A 20233-nucleotide genomic window follows, 5' to 3' on the forward strand; every position below is an offset into this window, starting at 1 on the left:
TCCGACAACACCAACCATGAAGAGTGCTGCTCCCAAGGCCATAGTTCGGCCTCGACCATCGCGACGATCAAAGCGGCGCTTTCCGCTGATCAGGATATCGACAGCAGTGCCATCGAGATCAGGATGCTCGGCGCGGTGGTCCTGCTCGAAGGCTATATAACGAACGCCGCAGACCGCGAGAAAGCCATCTCGCTTGCAGCGATGATCGTTGGCCACGAGAACGTCCAGGATCGGATGCTGAGCCGCTTCCCCATTCAGTAGCGAGGGATTGGCGTGGGTAAGACCAAGGTCTGGCTTAGTCCCGGTACGAAGTCCCGGTACTGGAACACTTCCTCCACTCAACGGTTTGGCTCTGCAGCGGAACCAACCGCATCCAAGGAGGAAAACAAATGAATATCAAGGTTGTAGGTATTGCCGCAGGTATCCTGCTGGCATCGACATCTGCCTTTGCGCAGTCATCGACAGTCACCGGTGCGGCGGGTGGCGCTGCAACGGGCGCGATTGTCGGCGGCCCGGTCGGTGCGGCTGTCGGCGGCATTGTTGGCGGCGTGGCAGGTAGCGTTATTGATCCGCCGCCGCAGCAGGTGGTGACCTATGTTCAGCAGGCCCCGGCCCCGACCGAACGCGTCGTCGTCAAGGAGAAGGTCGTCGTCGGCCAGCCCCTGCCGGAGACCGTCGTCGTGACGCCAATTCCCGATGATCCGAAATATGCATATGCGATCGTCAACGATCAGCGTGTGATCGTCGAACCTTCCTCGCGGAAGGTCATCCAGGTCATCCAGTGACCGACGGGCGGCTCCAGCCGCCTCTTCCAACCATGAGGGCATGCTCGCACCGCATAGATGCGCGGGCGTCGTATGCCTAAACCTCGGAGATCGATCATGAAAAGCAACAAGTTCGCCATGCTCGTGGCAGCACTGTCACTGAGCGCGTCCCCACTTGCAACATTGCCGGCGGCGGCCCAGCAGGACACAAAGAGCAGTGGGCAGGCCCAGTCCGGCGCTGACGCCGGCTCGCAGTCGGGCTCCGCCAAGACTGGCACCGACTGCACCCCCGACGCTTCGGGAGCTTGCCCAGGCAAGGGCCAGTCATCGCAGCAGAAATCCGGCCAGGGCTCGGACATGAAAAAGAGTGCAGAGCAGCCTTCGACCGATGGCGCGACGAGCGGTGCGTCCGGCAAGACTTCGACAGAAACCAAGCCTGCATCGAAGGACGCCAGCGGTGGCACCACGACAGAACAGAAGCCCGCCGCCAAGTCCGGCACCACGGATAACAACGGCTCGGCCACCACAGGCACGAAGAGCACTACGGAAAGCGGCGATGCGTCGAAGCAGTCGACAGATCAAAACGCCACGACAACAAACAAGAGCTCTTCTGACACCAACGTCAACAAAAACACCACGACGAACACCAAAACCAACGTCAACATCTCGGTCGAGCAACAGACCGAAATTCGAACGGTAGTGAAGGAGGTTCATGTTGCGCCTGTAAAGGAAGTCGACTTCACGGTTTCCGTCGGAACGAAAATCCCGAAGAAGGTCCGGCTGGAACGACTGCCAACGCGCATCGTGAAGATCGTTCCGCAGTATGACGGCTACCGCTTCTTCATCCTTGCGGATGGCAGGATCGTCATCGTCGATCCCGATGCTCTCACGATTGTCTACATCATCGAGGCCTAACACGCGTTTCCCGGCGGCGTCCTATGCGTCGCCGGGCCGCAGGAGCAATCAATGATCTACCATGAAGATAAGCCGTCCGGCCTCGCGTTTCCCATCATCGTCATCCTGATTGCCATGGTCGCAATTGTCGGCAGCCTGGTCCTGTCATCAGGCCATCCAGCATCGGCTCGGGTCTGGGTTCCTGCTACTTCGGCAGGGCCTTGATCCCGCGAGCCCAAAGCCGTACTCCCATCCCGCCCTTTCCGGGAGACCGATCGAGCCTTATGATGCAGAGCACCTGCGTGAAAACAAGGCAGATTGGAGAGAGCGATGCCGAAGTGTGTAGGCCTGTTAACGGCAGGAGTTTTTCTTCTCCAGCCGTGCTTCGCCAACGCACAGGAACCGAATGCGCTGGAGAGGGCCATCGGAGATGCGCAGCCATGCAGGTCGTTGAAGACCAAGGTATCGAGCTTCGGCATCCATAGCCGGATCCGCTGCTCACCGCTTCATGGTTGAGGTAGAGCGTATCGTCCTCGAGGCGGATTGCCGCCGGAAGAGATTGATCGCGCAACGCGCTGGCGATAACTGGCTCCACCGTGTCCGAGACCCAAACCGGAAGGCGCTTTCGCACTTCGCTGGTCCAGCGCTTCTCCTCGCTGCGGGTTTTCGGCAGTGCTTCGTCATTGTCGCCGACCAGGTCCGGCGCCAGGGCGCGGATATCGTAGGTCAGGTCGACATCCTCGGAGAACCTTTTGATGACCCCATAGGCTTTCGAAAGCGAGGTGCCGCCCTTGAAGACGAGATGCTCACCGAGCGTGGACGAAAAGAGCGTCTGCAGCGTCCGGACGACCCAGACATCTTTATCGAGCAGATGAATGGGCCGTCCGGTGCGGTCGGCGGCCACGGCCAAGGCTTCGCGCCGGTCATCCTTTGACAAGGTCAGGAACGGATCAGCCATGCGCAGCCCTTCCCACGCTTCTTGCAAGCCAGGTCGGGAACTGCGGAGCCGCCGCCACCAGCTCGCCGAACGCGTCTGGCGGCAGCTTTCGCTTGATCCGCGATAGTGCTTCATCGGCCTTCTCTGGTCCAAGCCAGGCGAGCGCACGGACCGCCACGCCGGCGGGCCGATCGGCCAAGGCCAATTGCCAGCGAGGCACGTGCCTGAGCTCGACCGACTGCTGTCCAAGGTTCATCGTCCGGCTGCGGCCGGATGTCAGGTAGACGGACCGGACCGGGACCTGGGTGGTCAGGCCCAGGGCATTCGCAGCGGCGGCGCCGTTTGAGACGATGACCTCGCCGCGTTGCTGCGCCACCGCCTCCACCGCTTGTTCAACTGTCGGCGGCCGGCTGCCAAAACGGCTTTTGACAAGCCGCATATAGATGCCGCGGCCGGCCCGGACGAGCTCGCCGCGCTCGACCAGGCGCGATAGAGCCTGGTCCAGGGCGGCACGATTTCCGAGATGCAAAAAGCTCTTTGCCGAAAGCGCGGATCCTTCCGGCAGTCGCTCAGCATGGTCCATGATTTGTGACGTCAGCTTTTGCATGGCATTTCTCCTGTCAGAAATATATGTGAGTTTCTGACAGTTTGCAACGAAAGGAGAATGGCAGGGGAGCCGAACCGCGCTGACAAAAATTTATATCGAAATATTGGTTAGTAGCCCGCGTATCGCTCCACCCAGCGCTACTCACCTATCAGGCCATCAAACACTTCCAACATCGCATCACTGATGGCCTTGCCGAGCGCGGCTGCAGTGTTTGCCAACGCCTCCTCGTTCATATCGCGGGCGGCCATGGCAAAAGCAGCTCCCTCGGACGTTATGATTTCGCGGGCCCGCTCGATTGCCCATAGGGCGAAGTCACTACGGTAGCTGATCTCCACGGTTTCCATGTCGTCTCCTGATTCTTGTTCCGGGATGGCTTATACCGATTTGCCGGAGAATGCAGACTGGAGAGTCCGTCCTACGCCCGGAAACGAGTGACCCAGCAGTTCGATTGCTTCTTGAGCGCATCTCCATGGGAGCGTGCTCTATTGCGCCGCACCGTCTCCCCACTTCGCTCTGACCAGGCCCTACTCCACCGAACCCCGAAGCGGGTTTCGGCCCATGCGGGTCACGAGACCTTGCGCAGCTCGCCAAGGCAGGCTTGGACGAGATGGGGAGGGCGCCGGCGCGCCCGCTTCCGCCAGGAGCATCCGCCTCGAGGCTGATGCGCTTCTGCACCGTGATATTGCCGCTCTTACATAGGGCGCTGATCAGGCCAATGGGCAAGCGCGCGATGGGGCTGTCGGCTGTCGAAAAATAGGCTTTCAACGCTCCGCGCCGAACCTTCCGATTTTTCCACCGTCCGACCCATGACCTGAGCGTGGACGTCGCCTTTAGGAGCGGACCGAACCGTGTTCGCACGAGCCATGCATGGCTTATTGCTAGAATGTTCATCTTCTGGGTCAAAATGATCGCATAATGTATCGACTGGTAGTGGCTGCGTGCCGACGACCGAGAAAAGACCGATTGCCAAAGATATAGCTAGAGTCGGAAGGAAGTGTCTCCCATAGCGACGAAACAACGCGTCATCGACATTGGCTCTGGCGATCAGCCCCCGATCCGACCGGTTGGGGCGGGTTGAAAGCGGCAGCATGGGAAGCCGCCGGGATCGTCTCCGTGTCAATCTTACCAAGGCGGCGGGGCTGTAGTAGAAAGATCCCTCCTCTGCCCCTACAGCTTGGGCAGCGCTTTGAATGGATCGAGCACTCGAGCTCCTAGAGGTTCGAAATGGCGCAAGTTGCGGGTCAAAACGATCAAGCCATGTACCTGGGCTGTGGCGGCTATCGCAATGTCCCCGAAGCCCGGCTGGTGGGCGCGAGCGTCATCGAGAATCTGACCGGCAGCATGCGCGCATCTCAGATCGAACGGCAACAGCTTCTGTGCGTATAGATGTTCGACGCTCTCCCACCATTCTCTCAGCTGCCGCGCTTTCGTGGTTGCGCCTTCGCGCTCAGCCTTGACGATTCCGGATTTAACCTCTGCAGCAGAAATAACGGATAGGAACAGCTGCGGACTGGCTTCGTCAAGCCATTCAATAAGGGATCCATGCCTCTGGCGTTTCGATGGAGCAAGTGCAGATATGACGTTCGCATCGATCAGAAACATCAGAGATCGATGGGCCGGCTTGGCTTAGTGCTCCGCGGCGGAATATCGCCTTCGTCGCCAGGAAAGGAAGCCAGCAGTCGTCCGAAACTCGGAACCTGCTTCAGCTTTTCATACTCCTCGAACGACAGTACCACGGCTTCCTTTCTGCCATGTCGAGTGATGATCGCAGGATTGCCATGAACAGCCTGATCGACAACGGCAGAAAGCGTTGCCTTAGCATCCTTAAGCTGGATCTCTCTCATATAGGCCTCCAAGCTATGACTACAGTAGTCATATAGCGAAGGCTACTCGTTTGAGCAAGAGCCCGGAGAGCTCAGAGAGCTGCAAAAGGAGATCACCCATACAACTGGCCAAGGTCAAAAGCATACTCGAAGCCGCCTCTGGTATCGACGGGTCCTTTCGGCGGAAGCATGATCAAGCTGCTTGGACGTACCGTTCGTCCACCTCGGCCGAAGAGGCGGGGCCGGCGCGCAGCGAGTGCTCAGCAAATTTCAGCCTCCGCTCGATCTCCGGTAGATCGCCGCCACCAGAACGCGCCACCTCCTGATTGTTGAGGCGATCAGATGGGCGGATATGAGCCGTCCCGCCGCTTCGACGCCTGGCTTCAGGAAACGCTGGTTCACACGGCCTGCGACGAGCGCACCGAGCGGCTGCTCGAATGGCAGCAAGCGCCCGCTGCCCAGGCGGCCCATCCGCGCGAAGACCATCTCATCCCGCTGATGGTGGTCGGCGGCCGCCGAGAACGAAGCCGCCGCCACCACCACCTATCACCAGAAGGATTTTGCCGGAGGGCTCACCGCATCGAGCTTCCGTTTCGGCCGCGCCCCCTCATCTCCCCGATCACATGGAGAGGCGCAATGACCAGCGAAGCCTTCAAGCCGATCGTCTACCTCAAGGAAAACTGCCCCTTCTTCCTGAAGGTTGCCTCTTCCTTCCGGAATCGGGCCTGGCATCGAACGTGGAAAGCCGCGACTTCGTTGCTGGAACCGAACAAGAGGAGACGATGCGGGCGGAGCTTTCGCTGCGTCTCGACAAGGTAAGTTTTCCCGCGGCGCAGCTCAAACCCTGGCCGCTATGTCACGGATTCAAGTACGGGGTGGGACGCTCGCCAATCCTTCTTTGAACGAGCCTACCTCGCTGACGACGCTCTCCTTGACCGTGTCGTGCGCTTCGGATGCGGCCTCCGCTGCGGTTTCATACACCTGGGATGCAACGTCCTTTCCTCGTTCAACCAGGACCTGTGCCTGGGAGCTCAGCTCCTCTTTCGTACTGTCGGCAGCATCGCCCACCAACTGATCTTCTGTCTCGGTGTGCGGAAGCGCTGCCCCGATCGCTGCTCCAAGGGCAAAGGCCAGTGCGCCTCCGACGAGAGGCTGGTCCCTGAACTGGGTCACGATCAATTCGTTCAGCTTGCCTGTCTGTTGCTGAAGACTTGCGGCCGCAGATGCCGATCGATCAGACAGCGAGTTTGCGGCAGTTGAGGCGCGACCGCTGATGTCGCCCACGGCAGCTTTGGCCTGCTCCCACTTCTCCGCAGCCCAGCCGCTCGCCGCGTCCAGCATCGCTCCCGATTCGTCCATAATACTATCGATACGTTTGCCGTTGGCATCGACGAAACCTCGGTAGGTCTTCCCGGCCTCGTCGATGAAATGGCCCGCGCGGCGTCCCGTTTCATCGGTAAGGGCCTTCAGCTTGTTGCCCGAACTATCGGCGAAGTGGCTGTAGCTTACGCCGCCCAATTTCTCAGGAGGTCCGAGCCTTCGAACGGGTCCGGTGACGGGGTACAACGGGTAATCCGGCTCGGCCCAGGTGCTGCTGGACGATGATGGTTCCGACCCTTTAGCCATCAACCAAGCAAGACTCACCCCAATCAAGGCCACCGGTAGTGGGTTTGCCTTCAATGCGCTCCCGAGGTTGGTGACATACTCGCCGCCACCGCTCCCCTTGGCGTAAGCAATAACTTCGTCGACCAGTTGTCCGGGCGACATTCGTTCATGGATGGCGTCAATGCGGCTCTCAATGCGCCGCCGATCCTGGTCGATTTCGTGCTGCAGTTCCGCAGATGATCTATCGCTGGTGTTTTCCATCACATTTTATCCTTCACCATGTGGATGTCACGGCGAAGCGATGTCGCGGTTCGGTCCAGTTTCATGTTACTTTCACGCAGGACGGCGACGCCGCGGGCGATCAGCGCCCACGCGATCAGCGCGATGCCAACGCCGACAACGAGGGACGCGATCGCGCTGGCGCTTGTATCGGAAAGGCCCTGTTTGACAAGAAAGGCCGCGAGGCCGCCAACTAGGGCGCTGAGCAAAACGCCGACTGCACCGATTGCGAGCACGAGCCCGACAACGAGAACTTCGGCTCCGCTCAGCGCTCTGGAAAGCTTTTCCGACGCCTCCGTCTTGGCGAGGTCGATTTCTTTCCGCAGCAGTCCAGTGACATCGGATATCAGTCCCCCGAGGAGTTCGGAAAGGGGTGTGTTGTCGTTCGATTTATTCATAATTCGGTCCCCCCAGCATTCGCGGATGGAGGCGGATTATTTGACCCGGCAGCGCCAAGGGTCTCACGAGGGCGCTCGGCCGAGGCGGTAAGGAAACGGCTGGCAGCCAGTCCCGCTAGAGCTGCGATTCCGAGGAACGCAAGCGGTTGTCTGCGACCGAAATCTTCGGCCATGTTGGCGATTTCGCCCAAGTCTTTGCCTTCCATTTGCCGGGCGAAGCTTTGAACGCTTTGCCCGATCTGCCTGGCGTATCGCCCGACCTCGGCCTGCTCCGAGCCCTCGAGTTCCGCGCCGACCTTCTCCAGCGCCTTCGCAACCCCGCCAACTCTTCGCGCAGCGAAGCTGGTCTGTTCCGTTGCCACCTCCTTGACCTTGTCAATGGCAGAGTCCGCACCTGATCTAATGGTTTCGCTGGCGGCGGAGATGTCCTCACTGACTTTGTCCTTCAGGTCGGCGAAAGACGCGGAACTGTAGGTGGTTGATGACGACGTCGGTAAAGCATGTGGCGTGACGGATAGTCCGCCCGCAGATTCTCGGAACTCATTTGACATGTCGGTCTCCCATGGAAGGAATCAGCGGCAACGGCCGTATTCCCCAACCTCGATTGACCCTGTTTGTTCCGTGTCCTCCAACTGCTCGCCCGAAGAAACAGCACCGGCACAACGGACGGCGGTTTACGGACTTGCACCCTCTATAATGTTTTGAATTTCGGGGCAGAATTTGCCAGCAACCCGGGACGGCGCCGCTCCCCGCCACGCTCCTGACGGAGTCGATGAGCCCGTAGCGATTGGCAGCTCTTGGAAGCCCTAATATCCTAAGCCTGGAAAAATAAAGACCTCTCCATTTGACGAAGCCATGCCAGGCAATTTAGAAGTTCTATTTCTAATAATCCGTCATTGGTCCGTACGCAAAAGCAGCACGTCTGAAATGACCGGCCAGTTCAACAAATTACTGTTTAGCCACTGACATTGAATAGCTGGTCAACAGTCCTGGCACGGAAGGAGAGCTTTCGAGGCCAGTAGTGTGCGACTTATTGCCATAACGTTCACGGTTTAGGCCAGGAAAATCGCATAATGGATCGAAGGGAACCTCTCCGGCCGGCGAACAGATATCACGAGTGGTCGTCTACAGTTCGAATCTTTTCAAGGCGGCCGAGTTCGCTGTTGGACATACGGGAAGGGCGTCCGCTGAATCCGGGACGCTCACGCGCATCAGGCGGGCGCTTCAGTGCACACCGGTGCCGAGCGCCCGCAAAACAAGTTCGCTATTCAGGCTACGGGCCTCCTTCGTGGCCGAATTATGGAGAGCTTGGCGTCTTATTAAACATGTATCGCGCGATCTTCCAGTCACTGCCGTCCTTTTTGAATATGAACAGTTCGCGGTTCTGTTCGGAATGGGAATCATTGGTCTGCAATATGGTGACCCGCACCTGCGAATGCGATCTAGCGAACGCATAGTGTTCGGTGACGACGATCTCGTCGATATAGATCTTGGGCTCGAGCCTGATTATACCGAAGCCGTGATCAAAGAAGGCCTTGAGTTGCTCCGCTCCTTCCATCGTCGGAGCGTCCACTCCCATCAGCACGCCGTCCTGGGTAAACAACGAAACCACCATATCGGTTTTCGACCGATTGAGCGCATCGATATATTTTTCGATAAGCTGCTCGATCTGATTTTTGTCTGCCTGAATCTGTGACATTTAATTCTCCTTTGTCTTCAGCCTCGTCGTTTCGGCTTGAGTGCTAGAGATAGACCGCCACAGCAGGATGGATTAGCCCGTATATTTCGATTATATTATCCGCCTTGTCGGATAGTTTTGGGGGATGATTTGTGGATCTAAATGGCGCGATGATATTCGTGCGAGTTGTGCGACTGGGGAGCTTCACAAAGGCCGCGCTGGAGATGGGCCTCCCCAACTCAACGGTGAGTGACAGGATTTCGGACCTTGAAAAAGCTCTCGGGGTAAGCCTTCTTGTGCGCACGACAAGAAAGCTTCGTCTTACGGACGCAGGAGCGATATTTTTCAAGAAAGCCGAGCTCGCTGTGGCTGCCCTGACGAGCGCTGGCGAGGAAGCTTCGTTATTCCAGAAATTCCCCACGGGAAGGTTGAAGATCACAGCGCCAGTCGAGTTCGACTACACGCCGATCTGCGAAGCAGTCACAGAATACGTTGAGAGATTTCCAGAGGTGACGGTCGAATTGCTTTTGACGGATCGCGTCGTGGACTTGGTCGGGGAAGGGTTCGATATAGCCATCCGGGCAAGTCCGATCAAAGATTCTGGTTTCACAGCGAAGCGACTGGGGATAGCCGGACTGATCCTGGTCGCTGCCCCCCAGTATATAGAACGATCAACCGCGATCGGTCGCCCGAGCGATCTGGCGTTCCATCAATGTCTTGTCATCTCTCCCGAAGTGGATGCCAGCAGTCTTGCCACCTGGAACCTGGTTTCCGCCGACGGCGAGAAAGCCAGGGTAGTTCCACAGGCCCGCATTTCATCGAACTCCGTTGGCGCAATCAAACATCTCTCCTTGATGGGCAAAGGCATTGCCCTCATGCCGCCAACTTTGGTTCACGGCGACGTGTTAAGGGGCCGATTGGTCCAAGTCCTTCCGGATTGGTCAACAGCTCCGTGGCCTAGCTATCTCGTGCATACGGCTCACAGAAACTCGTCCCCGAAGGTGAAGGAGATGATTCCTCTCCTCGAACCCCGTCTCCGCAGCATTATCAAGTAGTCCGATGTTCTGTGTGCTGACCGCACCTCGGAGCCGACCGCCACCCAGCCGATCTCGTTTCAATCCTCAATAAATAACAGTGTCCGATGTGTCGGGGCGCCCGCTCAATGATCAGGCCTGAGGGCTGGCGCCTATGCCGACGTCGGAATCGGCCCGACCGCGCAAGATTGAGGTTCTGCATCAATACAAATTTTGGAAGTCTGGTGACCGCCGTTTGCGGTCGCTCAAACACCGGCTCGACCAATAGCAGCGCGATAGCATTCTAGTAGATGCGCACGAAAGCAGCGGCTCCGCTTTGCGTCCCGCATCTATCCAGCCCGTCAGAGCAGTGCATCTTGTCGCAGCCCATCGCCATGCGACGGCGCAGACAACGGAGGACGGTGAAACATGTCAGCTTACGCCGCGAGTGACGTCCATCTGCACGAGGGTGCGGCGCCGTCAGATCAGCAGCCTTACCAAAGCTTCCTGGTCCTTTACCCCGTGCCGAAAAGACTGGATGATCCGGTTGGCTAGTTCCTCACGCTGGGTCAGTCATGATCTGCTTTACCGCAATGAGGTGGTCATAGACCCTTTGACAGAGAGCAACGTCGGCGTTGTTCAAGGTGCGATGGAAGCGTAGCGGCCCTCACTTTCCCCCCAGGGTAGGGCGAAAGCGAAGGCATTCAAGCGTTTGACGGCGGCAACACGAAGTCGTGAGGTGCCGTTGGAGTCAAATGACCACCGGTTCGTCTGCAACGGGCCGACAATCTTCGATGTCATTGTTCACTCGGCCACTGCTGAATATCCCCGATGCTGTTTGATGAGCTTGATCAACGCCTCAGCGGTGTAGGGTTTCTGCAGCCAACCGATCGGCGAGGCCGCCGAGCCTCTTTCGCGGGTTTTGGCATCTGCATGGGCAGAGGCAAAAACCGAGCGGACACCCAGCTTTGTAAACAACTCGATCGCGGCCTGCACGCCATCTTTGTGACCGGCCAGCCGAATGTCCATGATCGCTAGATCCGGACGGTCTGATCCTGCCATGGAAATTGCCTCGTCGGCCGTCACTGCAATGCCGGTGACCTCGAAGCCTGCATCGCGAAGGCGATGTTCGATCTCGAGCGCTATAAGATACTCGTCTTCGACGACGAGGATACGTGTCGGTTTTCCCCCTCCCGCGGCCTTTTTGGCCTCCTCGACGGATCCAGGGGTGGAGCTGGTTTCATTGTTAGCAGGTGGCTCTAAGGCGATCATTAATCAAGGCTGCTTTCCGATTGGAATTGACCGGCGAACCGGACGGTGCATCGTGCACCGGGGCCGGGAGCGACGGAGAACGAGCCCCGCAGTTGCCGAACCAGTCCAGAGACCAGACCTGTTCCGGACGAACGTCGCCCCGTGACTTTGAAATCGAAGCCAGGGCCGCTGTCGCGGACGGTCAGGAGGAAGTCGCCGTCCGAGCGTGTGAGCGAAACCCAAATTTCGCAATTGCCTGCGTCGTCACAGCCGTGCTTTGCCGCATTTGTGAGCAGCTCGTTCAGAACGAGAGCGAGAGGCATTGTAACGTCATTCGTCAAGCTTCCGGCGTCGGCGGCGACGTCTATGTGGAGAGTGACGCTTTCTGAGAACGCTTGCCTTGCGCTGTCGCACACGGCATTTACAAAATTGCTCGCGTCGACTTCGGAGCGGTCATGCTCCGTATAAAGGGCCTGCTGCGCCGCAGCCATGGCGCCGACGCGTTGCGCAGCATCATTCAGCACAATGCGTGCTTCGTGGCTGTCACTCTCGCGCTCGGCCGAACGGATCAGAGCGTAGAGCATCATCATGTTGTTTTTGACGCGGTGATTGAGCTCGTCGAGGAAGACCCGCTGATTGGTCTCGGCCAACTTGCGGTCGCTGATGTCCACGAGCATGTTGACCGCCCCGGTCAGCTCACCATCATCGTTGCGCATCGGCGTCGGGAAAGGAAGGAAAGGAAACATCGAGCCGTCGGGACGCTGAGCCATTGCCTCCACGCCTCGCACCGGGCGATTTTCCTTTAGGGCAATTGCCATCGGGCATTCGTGGTGCGGCAACGGCTGCCCATCAGCAGTAAATAGCCGAAAGGTTACACACCACTCATCCTCGCCGACGATCGGCTCCCTGCCGGCTAATTCGACCGCTGCACGGTTGAAATAAGTGATCTTGCCGTGGGCGTCGGTCGTATAGACGGCCGCCGGAAGCGCTTCAAGAACTTGGCGCATTTCTTCATCCTTGCGCGCAAGCTGGCGCCTTACATCGACAACCTCCGTAACGTCTATCGTGAAGCAGCGGGTATTTATGAATTCGCCATTGCGGAACTGGCCGCTGGAAGTGGTTTCAACATGCTTGATCGACCCGTCCTTAGCCCGCATCCGGGCGGCAAAACGAATGAGCTTTTCTCCTGCCTTTAGGCGAGCAAGCATTTCGCTTATGATGTCGGCGTCCGCATGAAAATCAGAAATCTGCCGGCCTATGTATTCGTCTGCGGCGTAACCGAGCAGATCCAGTTCTGCCTGATTGGCGCGCAGGATCGTGCCGTCAGCCCCGATCAGATGCAGGGCAACAGCTCCATTTTCAAAAAAGTCTTCGTAATCATCAGGAAAAACATTAGTCTGAGAGACGATGGGACCGCCACTCACCAGTTCGACATTGCCCATCCATCCCTCGCTTGCGTCGTTGCGGCCGAATTAACTCAGCTAAACCCGGCCGAGTGGCCTTTGGTTCCAGCGGGGCAATAAAAAGCAGTTGGCGAAATGGCTACGCCCGATCGCACAGCACTCCCTTTATCGAAAATAAAGTTGGATGATCCTGACGGCATATTCGGAGGGCATTAGCTGTCGCAGTTTGGGCGCCGCAACCACTGCCGACGCGCCTTTGCCTAAGCGAAATGAAACGACACCCACTGCGGGCGACTGTCGTCGGAAACGCTTTGCGTTGGACGCAGCGAGGAGGGTCGGGATGCATCCCAAAGCGGCTACGACGAGATCTTCCTGAACTCAAGAGATCCAGAAAACCGTCGACCCGCATTCCGGGCAAAACTTGAACTCGATCCATCTCCCGCTGTGGCTCTTGCGCGAGCGTTCGCATGAGGCCGACCGGATCGTTCTTGAAGTGCGCGACTTCGGCCGGCACGAAGCTGGTGACTTGACCTTCGGGCCCGACGATGTCGGAGAACGGGCGCGTCCAGTCGCCTTCGCCTGGGTAAACGTCAATGACGGTGGCACCGGCATCAATGCGTGCGAACCGAATCACTCGGATAGTTTGGATTGGTCAACATCGGATCTCCTTTACGGTTGGGTATTTGACGAGCGCGTGGGACGCGAGACGCCGATCCGCGGCTCATTCACCTTCGGCAAAAGCCGATGGTTGCAGAAGGCCTGCGCTACGTGGGCCCGGACGCGTCCATCTGCGCGGCCCGAGCCAGCGCTTGCGTGTCGACATATTCCCGGATGCTGGCCAGTCTGCCGTCCCGGACCGTGATGGCAAAGATCCAGTCGTCCTCGAACGGCTTGTTCGTGACTTTGACCTTCCCGCTGGCGAAGCCGACGACGAGAACCCGGTCTCCTTGTGCCACAAACTCCCGGGGCTCCGTGGAGGTTTCCATCGACCTGGATGCCGTCTCCAGCAAATCTGCCAGTCCCGCGTGCCCCCGGTAGGTGCCGGCCAGCGGCCAGTCCTTGCCCGGAATGATCCACTCGATATCTTCCGCGACCAGCGCCAGCAGAGCCTGTCTGTCGCCCCGGCCGATCGCAGTGAAGAAGTCCTTCACGGTCTGGATGTTTTTTTCAATACTCATGGGAATGTCTCCATCCGTACATCGTGGTCCTGTCGGTGGGGCTGTCTTTTTATCCGTCGAACTTGACCAGATCCTTGAAGATCAGATGACCCCAGCTCTTTCCGCGCGCCTGGACCAGCAGGCCGCCTTCCGACAGCCCGCCAAGCTTGATCGGCGCGAAGCCGAGATTTTCCGCGAGCACGCCAATCTCGTCTGCGGCAGTGTCGTCGTCGCTCGCCAGGAACACAACTCGCCTGCCGCCATGCGCGGCTGGATCTTGGGCAAGGGTGGCGGCGATCAAATGGTTGAAGCCCTTGACCAGCCTTGCGCCAGTAAAGGCTTGCGCGACGGCCTTGGAAGAAGGCTGTTCTCCCAGCTCCTCAGGGGGCACGCCGTAGGCATTGGTCACATCGATGATGATCTTGCCATCCCAGTTGGAGAGCGCCCTTGCGACATCCGGGTGCGCCTCGAAGCGGACAGCCAAAAAGATGACGTCCGCCTTGACGGCTTCCGCCAGGGTCTTGGCTATGACCTTGGGCCCGATCGCGGCCGCATCAGCTGCGAAGCTTTCCGGGTCCCGCGTGGTTGCAACAGATACTTCGATGCCCTTGCGGGAAAACGCTTTGGCCAAAGCTCGGCCGATATTGCCTAAGCCAATAATTGCGTAGCTCATAATGCTTCTCCGATCCTGTGTTGACGCCGGGTCAGACTTGCGCCCAACCACCATCGACGGCGAGATCTATACCGGTGATGTAGGAGCTTTCATCGGAGGCAAGGAACGTGAGCGCAGCCGCGATTTCCTCTGGCTTGCCCCTGCGACCCATTGGGATCTGTGACGCAAACTGGGCAACCGCCTCCTCGGCTTGCTCAGCGGTGAGGCCGGTCGTTGTCGCCAAGGCGGGAGTCTCGATCGCGCCGGGGCTCATCGTGTTGACGCGGATATTGCGATCCTTCAGCTCCTGGGTCCAGGACCGCGAGAAGCTGCGAACAGCCGCCTTGCTTGCTGCGTAGGCGCTGAACGCTGGCAGCCCCATTACATTCGAGACCGAAGAGTTCAGAATGATCGAACCGCCGTCCTTGAAGAGAGGAAGGGCCTTCTGCACCGTAAAGAACAGACCCTTCACGTTCACATCGAAGGTCTGGTCAAAATGGGCCTCAGTCGCTGCCCCGAGCGGCGCGACCGTACCTGCGCCCGCGTTTGCGAAGAGAATGTCGATGTGACCATGTTTCTCCTTCACGGTGGCATAGAGCCGGTCCAGATCTTCCAGGCGCGAGACGTCGCCCACGACTGTTGTCACGTTTTTCCCGATAAGGGCCGCTGCCTCTTGTAAGGCTTTCTCGCGTCGCCCAATGATCACGACCTGCGCACCTTCTTCCACGAAACGCTTGGCTGTGGCCAAGCCAATCCCACTGCTTCCGCCCGTGATGACTGCGATTTTACCTTCGAGTGCTTTCACAATCTTTGCCTTTCGCTGTGTGTAGTTAGGCGCGAACCGCGCCGGGGTCAGAGTTGGGCGAGGCCACCGTCGACGGCGACTTCGCTGGCGGTCATGAAGCTGCTGTCGTCCGACGCAAGGAAGGCGGCAGCGGCCGCGATCTCCGCCGGATCGGCCATGCGTCGGAGCGGGGTCATCGCGCCGTAGGCCTTCTGGCCCTCCTCTCCGAGCGCTTCCTTTGCAAGTTCTGTCGCCGTCGCGCCGGGCGACAGCACGTTGACCCGGATGCCGGTGCCCTTGAGGTCTTCCGCCCAGGTCCGTGCAAGATTGCGCACGGCTGCCTTGCTGGCGCTGTAGGCGGTGAATGCCGGGGCGCCGGTGGTCCCGGCGCTCGATCCGGTGAGGATGATCGAGCCGCCTGGACCCATCAGCGGCAACGCCTTCTGGACTGTGAAGATCGTGCCCTTCACATTGGTGTCGAAAGTATCGTGGATGTGCTTGGCGGTGATCTGGCCGAGAGGAAGCGGGCTTCCGGCCCCGGCATTGGCGAAGATGACGTCAAGCGTTCCGCGCTCGGCTTTCACCGCCGCGTAGAGCCGATCAAGGTCGTCCTCATCCGAGACCGAGCCCTTAACCGCGCGGGCGTTGGGGCCGAGCTCGGCCACAGCCGCATCGAGTGCTTGCTGCCGACGGCCGTAGATGAAGACGAAGGCACCCTCCTCGATGAAGCGCCTTGCAGCGGCGAGGCCGATACCGGTGGCGCCGCCCGTGATCACGACGGTCTTTCCATTCAGTCTGGTCATGTCATGCATTCCTTGTGTCGCGTGTCGGGTCATCGCTTTGCGGAGACACATCCTCCGACAGCCTCGATATGGGTTCGCCGGCGCCAGGGTGTGAGTGCGCAATCGCGCGTATCCGTGGTGCGAAAACGATCCACCTATGTGATTGAACGCAGCGATGATCGCGCGCGATCCGGCCCGGTATGGTAGCCTAGTCTTCGGAAGCCGCCCCATGCGGCGCGAGAATGGACCATGATCGACTGGGATGACGTTCGCTACTTTCTTGCCGCCGCGCGTGGCGGCTCAGTGCGGGCTGCCGCTAAACGTCTGGCCGTGAACCACGCGACCGTGCTGCGGCGCATTGCCCAGCTCGAGGATCGCCTCGGGGCGCAGATGTTCGAAAAGCTACCTTCGGGCTATCGCCTGACGGCCGCGGGCGAGGAGGTTCTGGAGTTCGCGAACCAGATGGAAGCCTCATCGCACCAACTGGAGACGCGCGTCCTCGGGCGCGATCAGAGCGTACGCGGGCTTCTGCGGGTGACGCTGCCCCCGTTCCTTGCGACACACCTGCTCATGCCGGATATCGCCGATTTTGCCCGTCTGCATCCGGACATCGAGATGGAGATCGTATCGACCGGCGAGGTCGTGAATCTGACCAACCGGGAGGCGGATGTGGCGATCCGGATGGTCTCCAATCGCAAGACCCTGCCGCTCAATCTTCATGGCTTGAAAGGTCCGGATCTGCTTGCGGGTGTTTATATGTCCCGCGATAGACTGGCCGCGTGGCGTACGGGTGCGCTGGATCCAATCCGGCCGATCGTCATCGGCGGTCAGGCTCTTCCGGACTGGGTCGACCAAGGGGAGGTTCACGCTACAGGGGTTCCGTTCAGGACGCCGGACGCCGAGGCGCAGATCGATGCGGCAAGGCAAGGGATAGGCATGACCAAACTGCCCTGTTTCGTCGGAGATGCCGATCACCTGCTGGCGAAAGTCCCGGGCATCGATTTGAAATCACCTGCGACGATCTGGCTTCTCACGCAGGGGGAGACACGCAAGACGAAGCGCGTGCGGCTTTTCACAGAGTTCATATCCCGCCGACTCGCCGCGTACGCTCCGATCCTCGCCGGGCGGTCCATATCGCGCGGCTGATGTCACGTGCCAAACCACAAATGGCTAGGGAAATTGCTGTTGGAGATTGGCATCCCCAAGGGGGACAGGCCGAGGAGTGGCCGCTCAATATTTTTTCTTGCGAACGATCTTGTTGCCACGTGGTCCGCTGATGACCGGTGTTCTATCGCGGTTTTCAGCAAGCAGGCTTCGCCAGCGTTCAAGACGGTCGGCAGCCAAGGTGCCGCTTTTGACAGCTGCCTGAACCAAGCAGCCCGGTTCATGCGCGTGGGTACAATCCCGAAATCTGCAAAGCGGTGCCAGTTCCGTGATGTCGGAAAAAAGCATGTCGATCCCGTCGGTGACATCGCTGACGTGAAGTGTTCTTATTCCCGGCGTATCTGTAACCCAACCGCCACCGGGAATGGCATGAAGCGATCGTGCGGTGGTGGTGTGTCGGCCCTGCGCGTCATATTCGCGGACAGTTCCGGTTTTCTGTGCTGAGCTAGATCCAAGTCCGGTCAGCGACCAGCGTCGACTTTCCAACTCCCGAGGATCCCAAATAAGGAAGCGCGTCGATATTCTTGCCGATGCAGTGAAGGTCACGCTCGGTCCGAAGGGCCGCAACGTCGTGATCGACAAGTCCTTTGGCGCACCGCGCATTACCGAGGACGGCGTCGCAGTCGCCAAGGAAATCGAACTGGACGCGACAAGTTCGAAAACATGGGCGCCCAGATGGTCCGCGAAGTCGCTTCGAAGACCAATGACGTCGCCGGCGACGGTACCACCACAGGTACCGTTCTCGCCCAAGCGATCGTTCGCGAAGGCGGCAAGGCCTCGGAAGAGATTGCCCAGGTCGGCACCATCTCCGCCAATGGCGAGAAGGATAGGCCAGTATATCGCCGACGCGATGCAGAAGGTCGGCAATGAGGGTGTGATTACCGTCGAGGAAGCCAAGGCCGCCGAAACCGAGCTCGAAGTCGTCAAAGGCATGCAGTTCGATCGTGGTTATCTTAGCCCCTATTTTGTCACCAATGCCGAAAAGATGGTAGCTGAGCTGGAAGATGCCTATGTGCTGCTGTACGAAAAGAAGCTCTCCAACCTGCAGGCCATGCTTCCTACTGGAAGCAGTCGTTCAGAGTGGCAAGCCGCTGCTGATCATTTCCGAGGACGTCGAGGGCGAAGCTCTTGCGACGCTCGTCGTCAACAAGCTGCGTGGCGGCCTCAAGATCGCCGCCGTCAAGGCTCCGGGCTTCGGCGACCGCCGCAAGGCCATGCTGGAGGATCTGGCGATCCTGACCGGCGGCACTGTCATCTCCGAAGACCTCGGCATCAAGCTCGAAAACGTCACGCTCGAGATGCTCGGCCGCGCCAAAAAGGTCTCTATCACCAAGGAGAATACTACCATCGTTGATGGTGCGGGCACCAAAGCGGATATTGACGGTCGCATCGGCCACATCAAGGCTCAGATCGAGGAAACCCGGACTATCACCGCGAAAAGCTGCAGGAACGTCTTGCCAAGCTCGCTGGCGGCGTTGCCGTCATCCGCGTCGGGGGCTCGACGGAAGTTGAAGTGAAGGAAAAGAAGGACCGCATCGACGACGCCCTCAACGCAACGCGTGCAGCGGTCGAAGAAGGTATCGAGCCTGGCGGCGCGGATCGTTGGGCAGACCTTCCAAGACTGCCATCGGCGTCATGCTATTTGCTCTTCCAGATTTTTGAGCGACACAGCCGGTATCGCTTCAGACCGAATGTTGGAGGCCGGGCGCGTTGACGATAGAGTTGCCGCGTCCGCAATCTTGCGCCTCGTCGGATTGTAAGCCATCGAGAACGAGAGTGGTTTCCAACCCTCATGACGGTGGCGAGGAACGCTCGAGCCTGCATCGTATTCAGGAGGGCGACGCTTGACTGGTCGTCCTCGAGCGGACGATCCAGTGAATGGTCACCTGATCGCGGAAGGGATCGAACTTAACTCCTTCCGCCACCTGATGTTAGAAGATCGTCCGTGGTTTCAGGTATCGGCGTTGCCTTTTAGAATGTCGTCGACATGGGCCGTCCAGCCAACAATTGCGCCTTGCGCGCAGATCATCGCGATGGCTGCGGTCTTGAACTCGTTAAGATAGCTTTCCGTCGGCTCCTCTGCGAGCAGGCACATTCATAGCCGCGGTCGTTTGCCTCACGCATGCGCGGACCAATGATCTGACTGAGTAGAGCAGGCGAACGTCATCTGCCGCTATTCTCGTATCTCGACCACCTTGACCGACACGTCCAAATCCAGGAAATCGTCCGGCATTCCCGTATATCCGCCGGTAACAGGCATTATCTGTCCATTGTTGCGAGCAAACGCTACGGGAATAAGGAAGGCTTCTCCCACTCGTCGATGGGTGGGATCAAACGCAATCCAGCCGGCTCCCGGAAGATAAACCTCGGCCCAGGCATGTGTCGATCCGCCGTCGTCGACAGATGCTCGCGGGTCGTAGATGTAACCGGAGACAGCACGTGCACCAAACCCTAAGCAACGAACAGCTTCAATGAAAAGCGCTGCGATGTCCCTGCATGAGCCACTGGCCTGCTCCAGTGTTTGTTGCGGCGACTGTGTGCCTTCCTCGTCTCGGATGCGATAGCTGACACTTGTCAGAATGCCAGCATTGATGTCTTTCAGGAGCGAAAGCGTGTCGGTCGGGCGGCTGCCCACAAACGCTCGGGCCCAATCCGCCACATGGTTACCAGGAGAGGTCGCGGCAGCAAACGCGCCAAGGTCGATCTCGTCTTCGGTCGAGTAGGTGAAGGGGTAGGAATGCGCCGAGATGTCTATATTGAAGACCGGCCAGGGGTCGGCGGTCTGCTCGACAACGGCAGCACTGGAGATCGTCAGTTCGGAGGTCCGTCCAGAAAACGTTACTGTCGCGATCGCGTTGCCGAAAACGTCCTTCGCCCAGTCGATCGACCCGCTCGCAGAACAGTCAATGCTGAAAGACAAGGTCCGAAGCTGTTGGTCGGTCCTGGGCGACAGGATCAGGCGGTGCGCAAGCAGCCCGACGGGCCGCAGTAACGATAGGTCGTTCGATGCTTGATCTGAAGTTTCATATGATTCCCCGGCCG

21 protein-coding genes and 7 pseudogenes are annotated in these 20233 nt (G+C 58.9%); 7 read left to right on the forward strand and 21 right to left on the reverse strand.

Going from position 1 to position 20233, the window contains the following annotated elements; translation table 11 throughout:
* From ATY29_RS08040 to ATY29_RS08050, 3 genes are all read left to right on the forward strand, one after another.
* The coding region (locus tag ATY29_RS08040) for a BON domain-containing protein (protein WP_097536054.1) at window positions 1-261 on the forward strand (261 nt) is incomplete at its 5' end.
* A 128-nt stretch (window positions 262-389) separates the two neighbouring features.
* Window positions 390-785 carry a DUF1236 domain-containing protein gene (locus tag ATY29_RS08045; RefSeq protein ID WP_097535784.1) on the forward strand — a complete coding sequence of 132 codons (396 nt, stop codon included), beginning with the start codon at window positions 390-392 and terminating at the stop codon, window positions 783-785.
* Between the two features lie 96 nt (window positions 786-881).
* Window positions 882-1679 (forward strand): DUF1236 domain-containing protein, encoded by a 798-nt coding sequence (locus ATY29_RS08050; protein ID WP_097535786.1) that lies wholly within the window; start codon window positions 882-884, stop codon window positions 1677-1679.
* 460 nt (window positions 1680-2139) lie between these two features.
* Here the strand turns inward: ATY29_RS08050 and ATY29_RS08055 are convergent.
* The 6 genes and pseudogenes from ATY29_RS08055 to ATY29_RS37510 all read right to left on the reverse strand — a co-directional run.
* A pseudogene (locus ATY29_RS08055) lies at window positions 2140-2616 on the reverse strand (nucleotidyl transferase AbiEii/AbiGii toxin family protein); the annotation flags it as partial.
* Entirely contained in the window at window positions 2609-3202 is a 594-nt protein-coding gene (locus ATY29_RS08060) for a DUF6088 family protein (RefSeq protein ID WP_097535788.1), read from the reverse strand. The gene ATY29_RS08060 and the pseudogene ATY29_RS08055, both read right to left, overlap by 8 nt.
* A gap of 137 nt (window positions 3203-3339) precedes the next feature.
* Window positions 3340-3546, reverse strand: a complete 207-nt coding sequence (locus ATY29_RS08065) for a hypothetical protein (RefSeq protein WP_097535790.1) — start codon at window positions 3544-3546, stop codon at window positions 3340-3342.
* An 823-nt stretch (window positions 3547-4369) separates the two neighbouring features.
* Window positions 4370-4804, reverse strand: coding sequence for a type II toxin-antitoxin system VapC family toxin (locus ATY29_RS08070; RefSeq protein ID WP_097535792.1), 435 nt, complete (start codon window positions 4802-4804; stop codon window positions 4370-4372).
* The gene (locus ATY29_RS08075; RefSeq protein WP_003567966.1) at window positions 4804-5046 is read right to left on the reverse strand and encodes a type II toxin-antitoxin system Phd/YefM family antitoxin; all 243 of its coding nucleotides are present in this window, start codon (window positions 5044-5046) and stop codon (window positions 4804-4806) included. Before ATY29_RS08075 ends, ATY29_RS08070 begins: the two co-directional genes overlap by 1 nt.
* 114 nt (window positions 5047-5160) lie before the next feature.
* Window positions 5161-5401, reverse strand: a pseudogene (locus ATY29_RS37510) (integrase); the annotation flags it as partial.
* Here ATY29_RS37510 and ATY29_RS38615 point away from each other — a divergent pair.
* Window positions 5368-5844, forward strand: coding sequence for a hypothetical protein (locus tag ATY29_RS38615; RefSeq protein ID WP_445764749.1), 477 nt, complete (start codon window positions 5368-5370; stop codon window positions 5842-5844). The pseudogene ATY29_RS37510 and the gene ATY29_RS38615 sit on opposite strands and share 34 nt — an antisense overlap.
* Window positions 5845-5889: 45 nt before the next feature.
* Here ATY29_RS38615 and ATY29_RS08095 read toward each other — a convergent pair whose 3' ends face one another.
* From ATY29_RS08095 to ATY29_RS08110, 4 genes are all read right to left on the reverse strand, one after another.
* On the reverse strand, window positions 5890-6891 hold the full coding sequence (locus ATY29_RS08095) for a DUF3618 domain-containing protein (protein ID WP_097535794.1): 1002 nt from the start codon (window positions 6889-6891) through the stop codon (window positions 5890-5892).
* On the reverse strand, window positions 6891-7307 hold the full coding sequence (locus tag ATY29_RS08100; protein ID WP_097535797.1) for a phage holin family protein: 417 nt from the start codon (window positions 7305-7307) through the stop codon (window positions 6891-6893). The genes ATY29_RS08095 and ATY29_RS08100 overlap by 1 nt, the downstream gene beginning before the upstream one ends.
* Window positions 7304-7858 (reverse strand): nutrient deprivation-induced protein, encoded by a 555-nt coding sequence (locus ATY29_RS08105; RefSeq protein WP_097535799.1) that lies wholly within the window; start codon window positions 7856-7858, stop codon window positions 7304-7306. The genes ATY29_RS08100 and ATY29_RS08105 overlap by 4 nt, the downstream gene beginning before the upstream one ends.
* Before the next feature lie 746 nt (window positions 7859-8604).
* Window positions 8605-9006: a YybH family protein gene (locus tag ATY29_RS08110; RefSeq protein WP_003567948.1), complete on the reverse strand. Its 402-nt coding sequence runs from the start codon at window positions 9004-9006 to the stop codon at window positions 8605-8607.
* A 131-nt stretch (window positions 9007-9137) separates the two neighbouring features.
* Between ATY29_RS08110 and ATY29_RS08115 the strand changes: the two genes are divergently transcribed.
* On the forward strand, window positions 9138-10040 hold the full coding sequence (locus ATY29_RS08115) for a LysR family transcriptional regulator (protein WP_003567946.1): 903 nt from the start codon (window positions 9138-9140) through the stop codon (window positions 10038-10040).
* A 762-nt stretch (window positions 10041-10802) separates the two neighbouring features.
* Here the strand turns inward: ATY29_RS08115 and ATY29_RS08120 are convergent.
* From ATY29_RS08120 to ATY29_RS08150, 7 genes and pseudogenes are all read right to left on the reverse strand, one after another.
* A complete protein-coding gene (locus ATY29_RS08120) occupies window positions 10803-11270 on the reverse strand; it encodes a response regulator (protein WP_003567942.1) in 468 nt (155 codons plus the stop codon).
* Window positions 11270-12691, reverse strand: coding sequence for a sensor histidine kinase (locus tag ATY29_RS08125; protein ID WP_003567940.1), 1422 nt, complete (start codon window positions 12689-12691; stop codon window positions 11270-11272). The genes ATY29_RS08120 and ATY29_RS08125 overlap by 1 nt, the downstream gene beginning before the upstream one ends.
* 397 nt (window positions 12692-13088) lie before the next feature.
* Window positions 13089-13306 (reverse strand): annotated as a pseudogene (locus tag ATY29_RS38320) (class I SAM-dependent methyltransferase); the annotation flags it as partial.
* Between the two features lie 110 nt (window positions 13307-13416).
* Window positions 13417-13830: a nuclear transport factor 2 family protein gene (locus ATY29_RS08135; RefSeq protein ID WP_003567938.1), complete on the reverse strand. Its 414-nt coding sequence runs from the start codon at window positions 13828-13830 to the stop codon at window positions 13417-13419.
* A gap of 49 nt (window positions 13831-13879) precedes the next feature.
* Window positions 13880-14482: an NADPH-dependent F420 reductase gene (locus ATY29_RS08140; protein ID WP_097535803.1), complete on the reverse strand. Its 603-nt coding sequence runs from the start codon at window positions 14480-14482 to the stop codon at window positions 13880-13882.
* A 31-nt stretch (window positions 14483-14513) separates the two neighbouring features.
* Window positions 14514-15266, reverse strand: coding sequence for an SDR family NAD(P)-dependent oxidoreductase (locus tag ATY29_RS08145; RefSeq protein ID WP_097535805.1), 753 nt, complete (start codon window positions 15264-15266; stop codon window positions 14514-14516).
* A 47-nt stretch (window positions 15267-15313) separates the two neighbouring features.
* Window positions 15314-16048, reverse strand: coding sequence for an SDR family NAD(P)-dependent oxidoreductase (locus ATY29_RS08150; protein ID WP_003567931.1), 735 nt, complete (start codon window positions 16046-16048; stop codon window positions 15314-15316).
* 228 nt (window positions 16049-16276) lie between these two features.
* On the opposite strand from ATY29_RS08150, the gene ATY29_RS08155 reads away from it, so the two are divergent.
* Window positions 16277-17173 (forward strand): LysR family transcriptional regulator, encoded by an 897-nt coding sequence (locus tag ATY29_RS08155; RefSeq protein WP_003567929.1) that lies wholly within the window; start codon window positions 16277-16279, stop codon window positions 17171-17173.
* 84 nt (window positions 17174-17257) lie between these two features.
* Here the strand turns inward: ATY29_RS08155 and rsgA are convergent.
* A pseudogene (gene rsgA / locus ATY29_RS08160) lies at window positions 17258-17693 on the reverse strand (GTPase RsgA); the annotation flags it as partial.
* Between rsgA and groEL the strand changes: the two are divergent.
* Window positions 17694-18785, forward strand: a pseudogene (gene groEL, locus ATY29_RS08165) (chaperonin GroEL); the annotation flags it as partial.
* Between the two features lie 88 nt (window positions 18786-18873).
* Here groEL and ATY29_RS37515 read toward each other — a convergent pair.
* The 3 genes and pseudogenes from ATY29_RS37515 to ATY29_RS08180 all read right to left on the reverse strand — a co-directional run bounded on the left by ATY29_RS37515 (window position 18874) and on the right by ATY29_RS08180 (window position 20180).
* Window positions 18874-19150: pseudogene (locus ATY29_RS37515) on the reverse strand (cupin domain-containing protein).
* Window positions 19143-19315 (reverse strand): annotated as a pseudogene (locus tag ATY29_RS08175) (cysteine hydrolase); the annotation flags it as partial. The pseudogenes ATY29_RS08175 and ATY29_RS37515, both read right to left, overlap by 8 nt.
* A 49-nt stretch (window positions 19316-19364) precedes the next feature.
* Window positions 19365-20180, reverse strand: a complete 816-nt coding sequence (locus tag ATY29_RS08180; RefSeq protein WP_342210722.1) for a transglutaminase family protein — start codon at window positions 20178-20180, stop codon at window positions 19365-19367.
* Between the last annotated feature and the right edge of the window lie 53 nt (window positions 20181-20233).

It is taken from the genome of Rhizobium hidalgonense (assembly GCF_002914525.1).
Classification (GTDB): Bacteria; Pseudomonadota; Alphaproteobacteria; order Rhizobiales; family Rhizobiaceae; genus Rhizobium; species Rhizobium hidalgonense.

What these genes read in the sequence shown, in the direction of transcription:
- ATY29_RS08045 (WP_097535784.1), top strand. Translation starts at nt 390, where the DNA reads ATGAATATCAAGGTTGTAGGTATTGCCGCAGGTATCCTGCTGGCATCG.
- ATY29_RS08050 (WP_097535786.1), top strand. Translation starts at nt 882, where the DNA reads ATGAAAAGCAACAAGTTCGCCATGCTCGTGGCAGCACTGTCACTGAGC.
- ATY29_RS08060 (WP_097535788.1), bottom strand. Translation starts at nt 3,202, where the DNA reads ATGCAAAAGCTGACGTCACAAATCATGGACCATGCTGAGCGACTGCCG.
- ATY29_RS08065 (WP_097535790.1), bottom strand. Translation starts at nt 3,546, where the DNA reads ATGGAAACCGTGGAGATCAGCTACCGTAGTGACTTCGCCCTATGGGCA.
- ATY29_RS08070 (WP_097535792.1), bottom strand. Translation starts at nt 4,804, where the DNA reads ATGTTTCTGATCGATGCGAACGTCATATCTGCACTTGCTCCATCGAAA.
- ATY29_RS08075 (WP_003567966.1), bottom strand. Translation starts at nt 5,046, where the DNA reads ATGAGAGAGATCCAGCTTAAGGATGCTAAGGCAACGCTTTCTGCCGTT.
- ATY29_RS38615 (WP_445764749.1), top strand. Translation starts at nt 5,368, where the DNA reads ATGGGCGGATATGAGCCGTCCCGCCGCTTCGACGCCTGGCTTCAGGAA.
- ATY29_RS08095 (WP_097535794.1), bottom strand. Translation starts at nt 6,891, where the DNA reads ATGGAAAACACCAGCGATAGATCATCTGCGGAACTGCAGCACGAAATC.
- ATY29_RS08100 (WP_097535797.1), bottom strand. Translation starts at nt 7,307, where the DNA reads ATGAATAAATCGAACGACAACACACCCCTTTCCGAACTCCTCGGGGGA.
- ATY29_RS08105 (WP_097535799.1), bottom strand. Translation starts at nt 7,858, where the DNA reads ATGTCAAATGAGTTCCGAGAATCTGCGGGCGGACTATCCGTCACGCCA.
- ATY29_RS08110 (WP_003567948.1), bottom strand. Translation starts at nt 9,006, where the DNA reads ATGTCACAGATTCAGGCAGACAAAAATCAGATCGAGCAGCTTATCGAA.
- ATY29_RS08120 (WP_003567942.1), bottom strand. Translation starts at nt 11,270, where the DNA reads ATGATCGCCTTAGAGCCACCTGCTAACAATGAAACCAGCTCCACCCCT.
- ATY29_RS08125 (WP_003567940.1), bottom strand. Translation starts at nt 12,691, where the DNA reads ATGGGCAATGTCGAACTGGTGAGTGGCGGTCCCATCGTCTCTCAGACT.
- ATY29_RS08135 (WP_003567938.1), bottom strand. Translation starts at nt 13,830, where the DNA reads ATGAGTATTGAAAAAAACATCCAGACCGTGAAGGACTTCTTCACTGCG.
- ATY29_RS08140 (WP_097535803.1), bottom strand. Translation starts at nt 14,482, where the DNA reads ATGAGCTACGCAATTATTGGCTTAGGCAATATCGGCCGAGCTTTGGCC.
- ATY29_RS08150 (WP_003567931.1), bottom strand. Translation starts at nt 16,048, where the DNA reads ATGACCAGACTGAATGGAAAGACCGTCGTGATCACGGGCGGCGCCACC.
- ATY29_RS08155 (WP_003567929.1), top strand. Translation starts at nt 16,277, where the DNA reads ATGATCGACTGGGATGACGTTCGCTACTTTCTTGCCGCCGCGCGTGGC.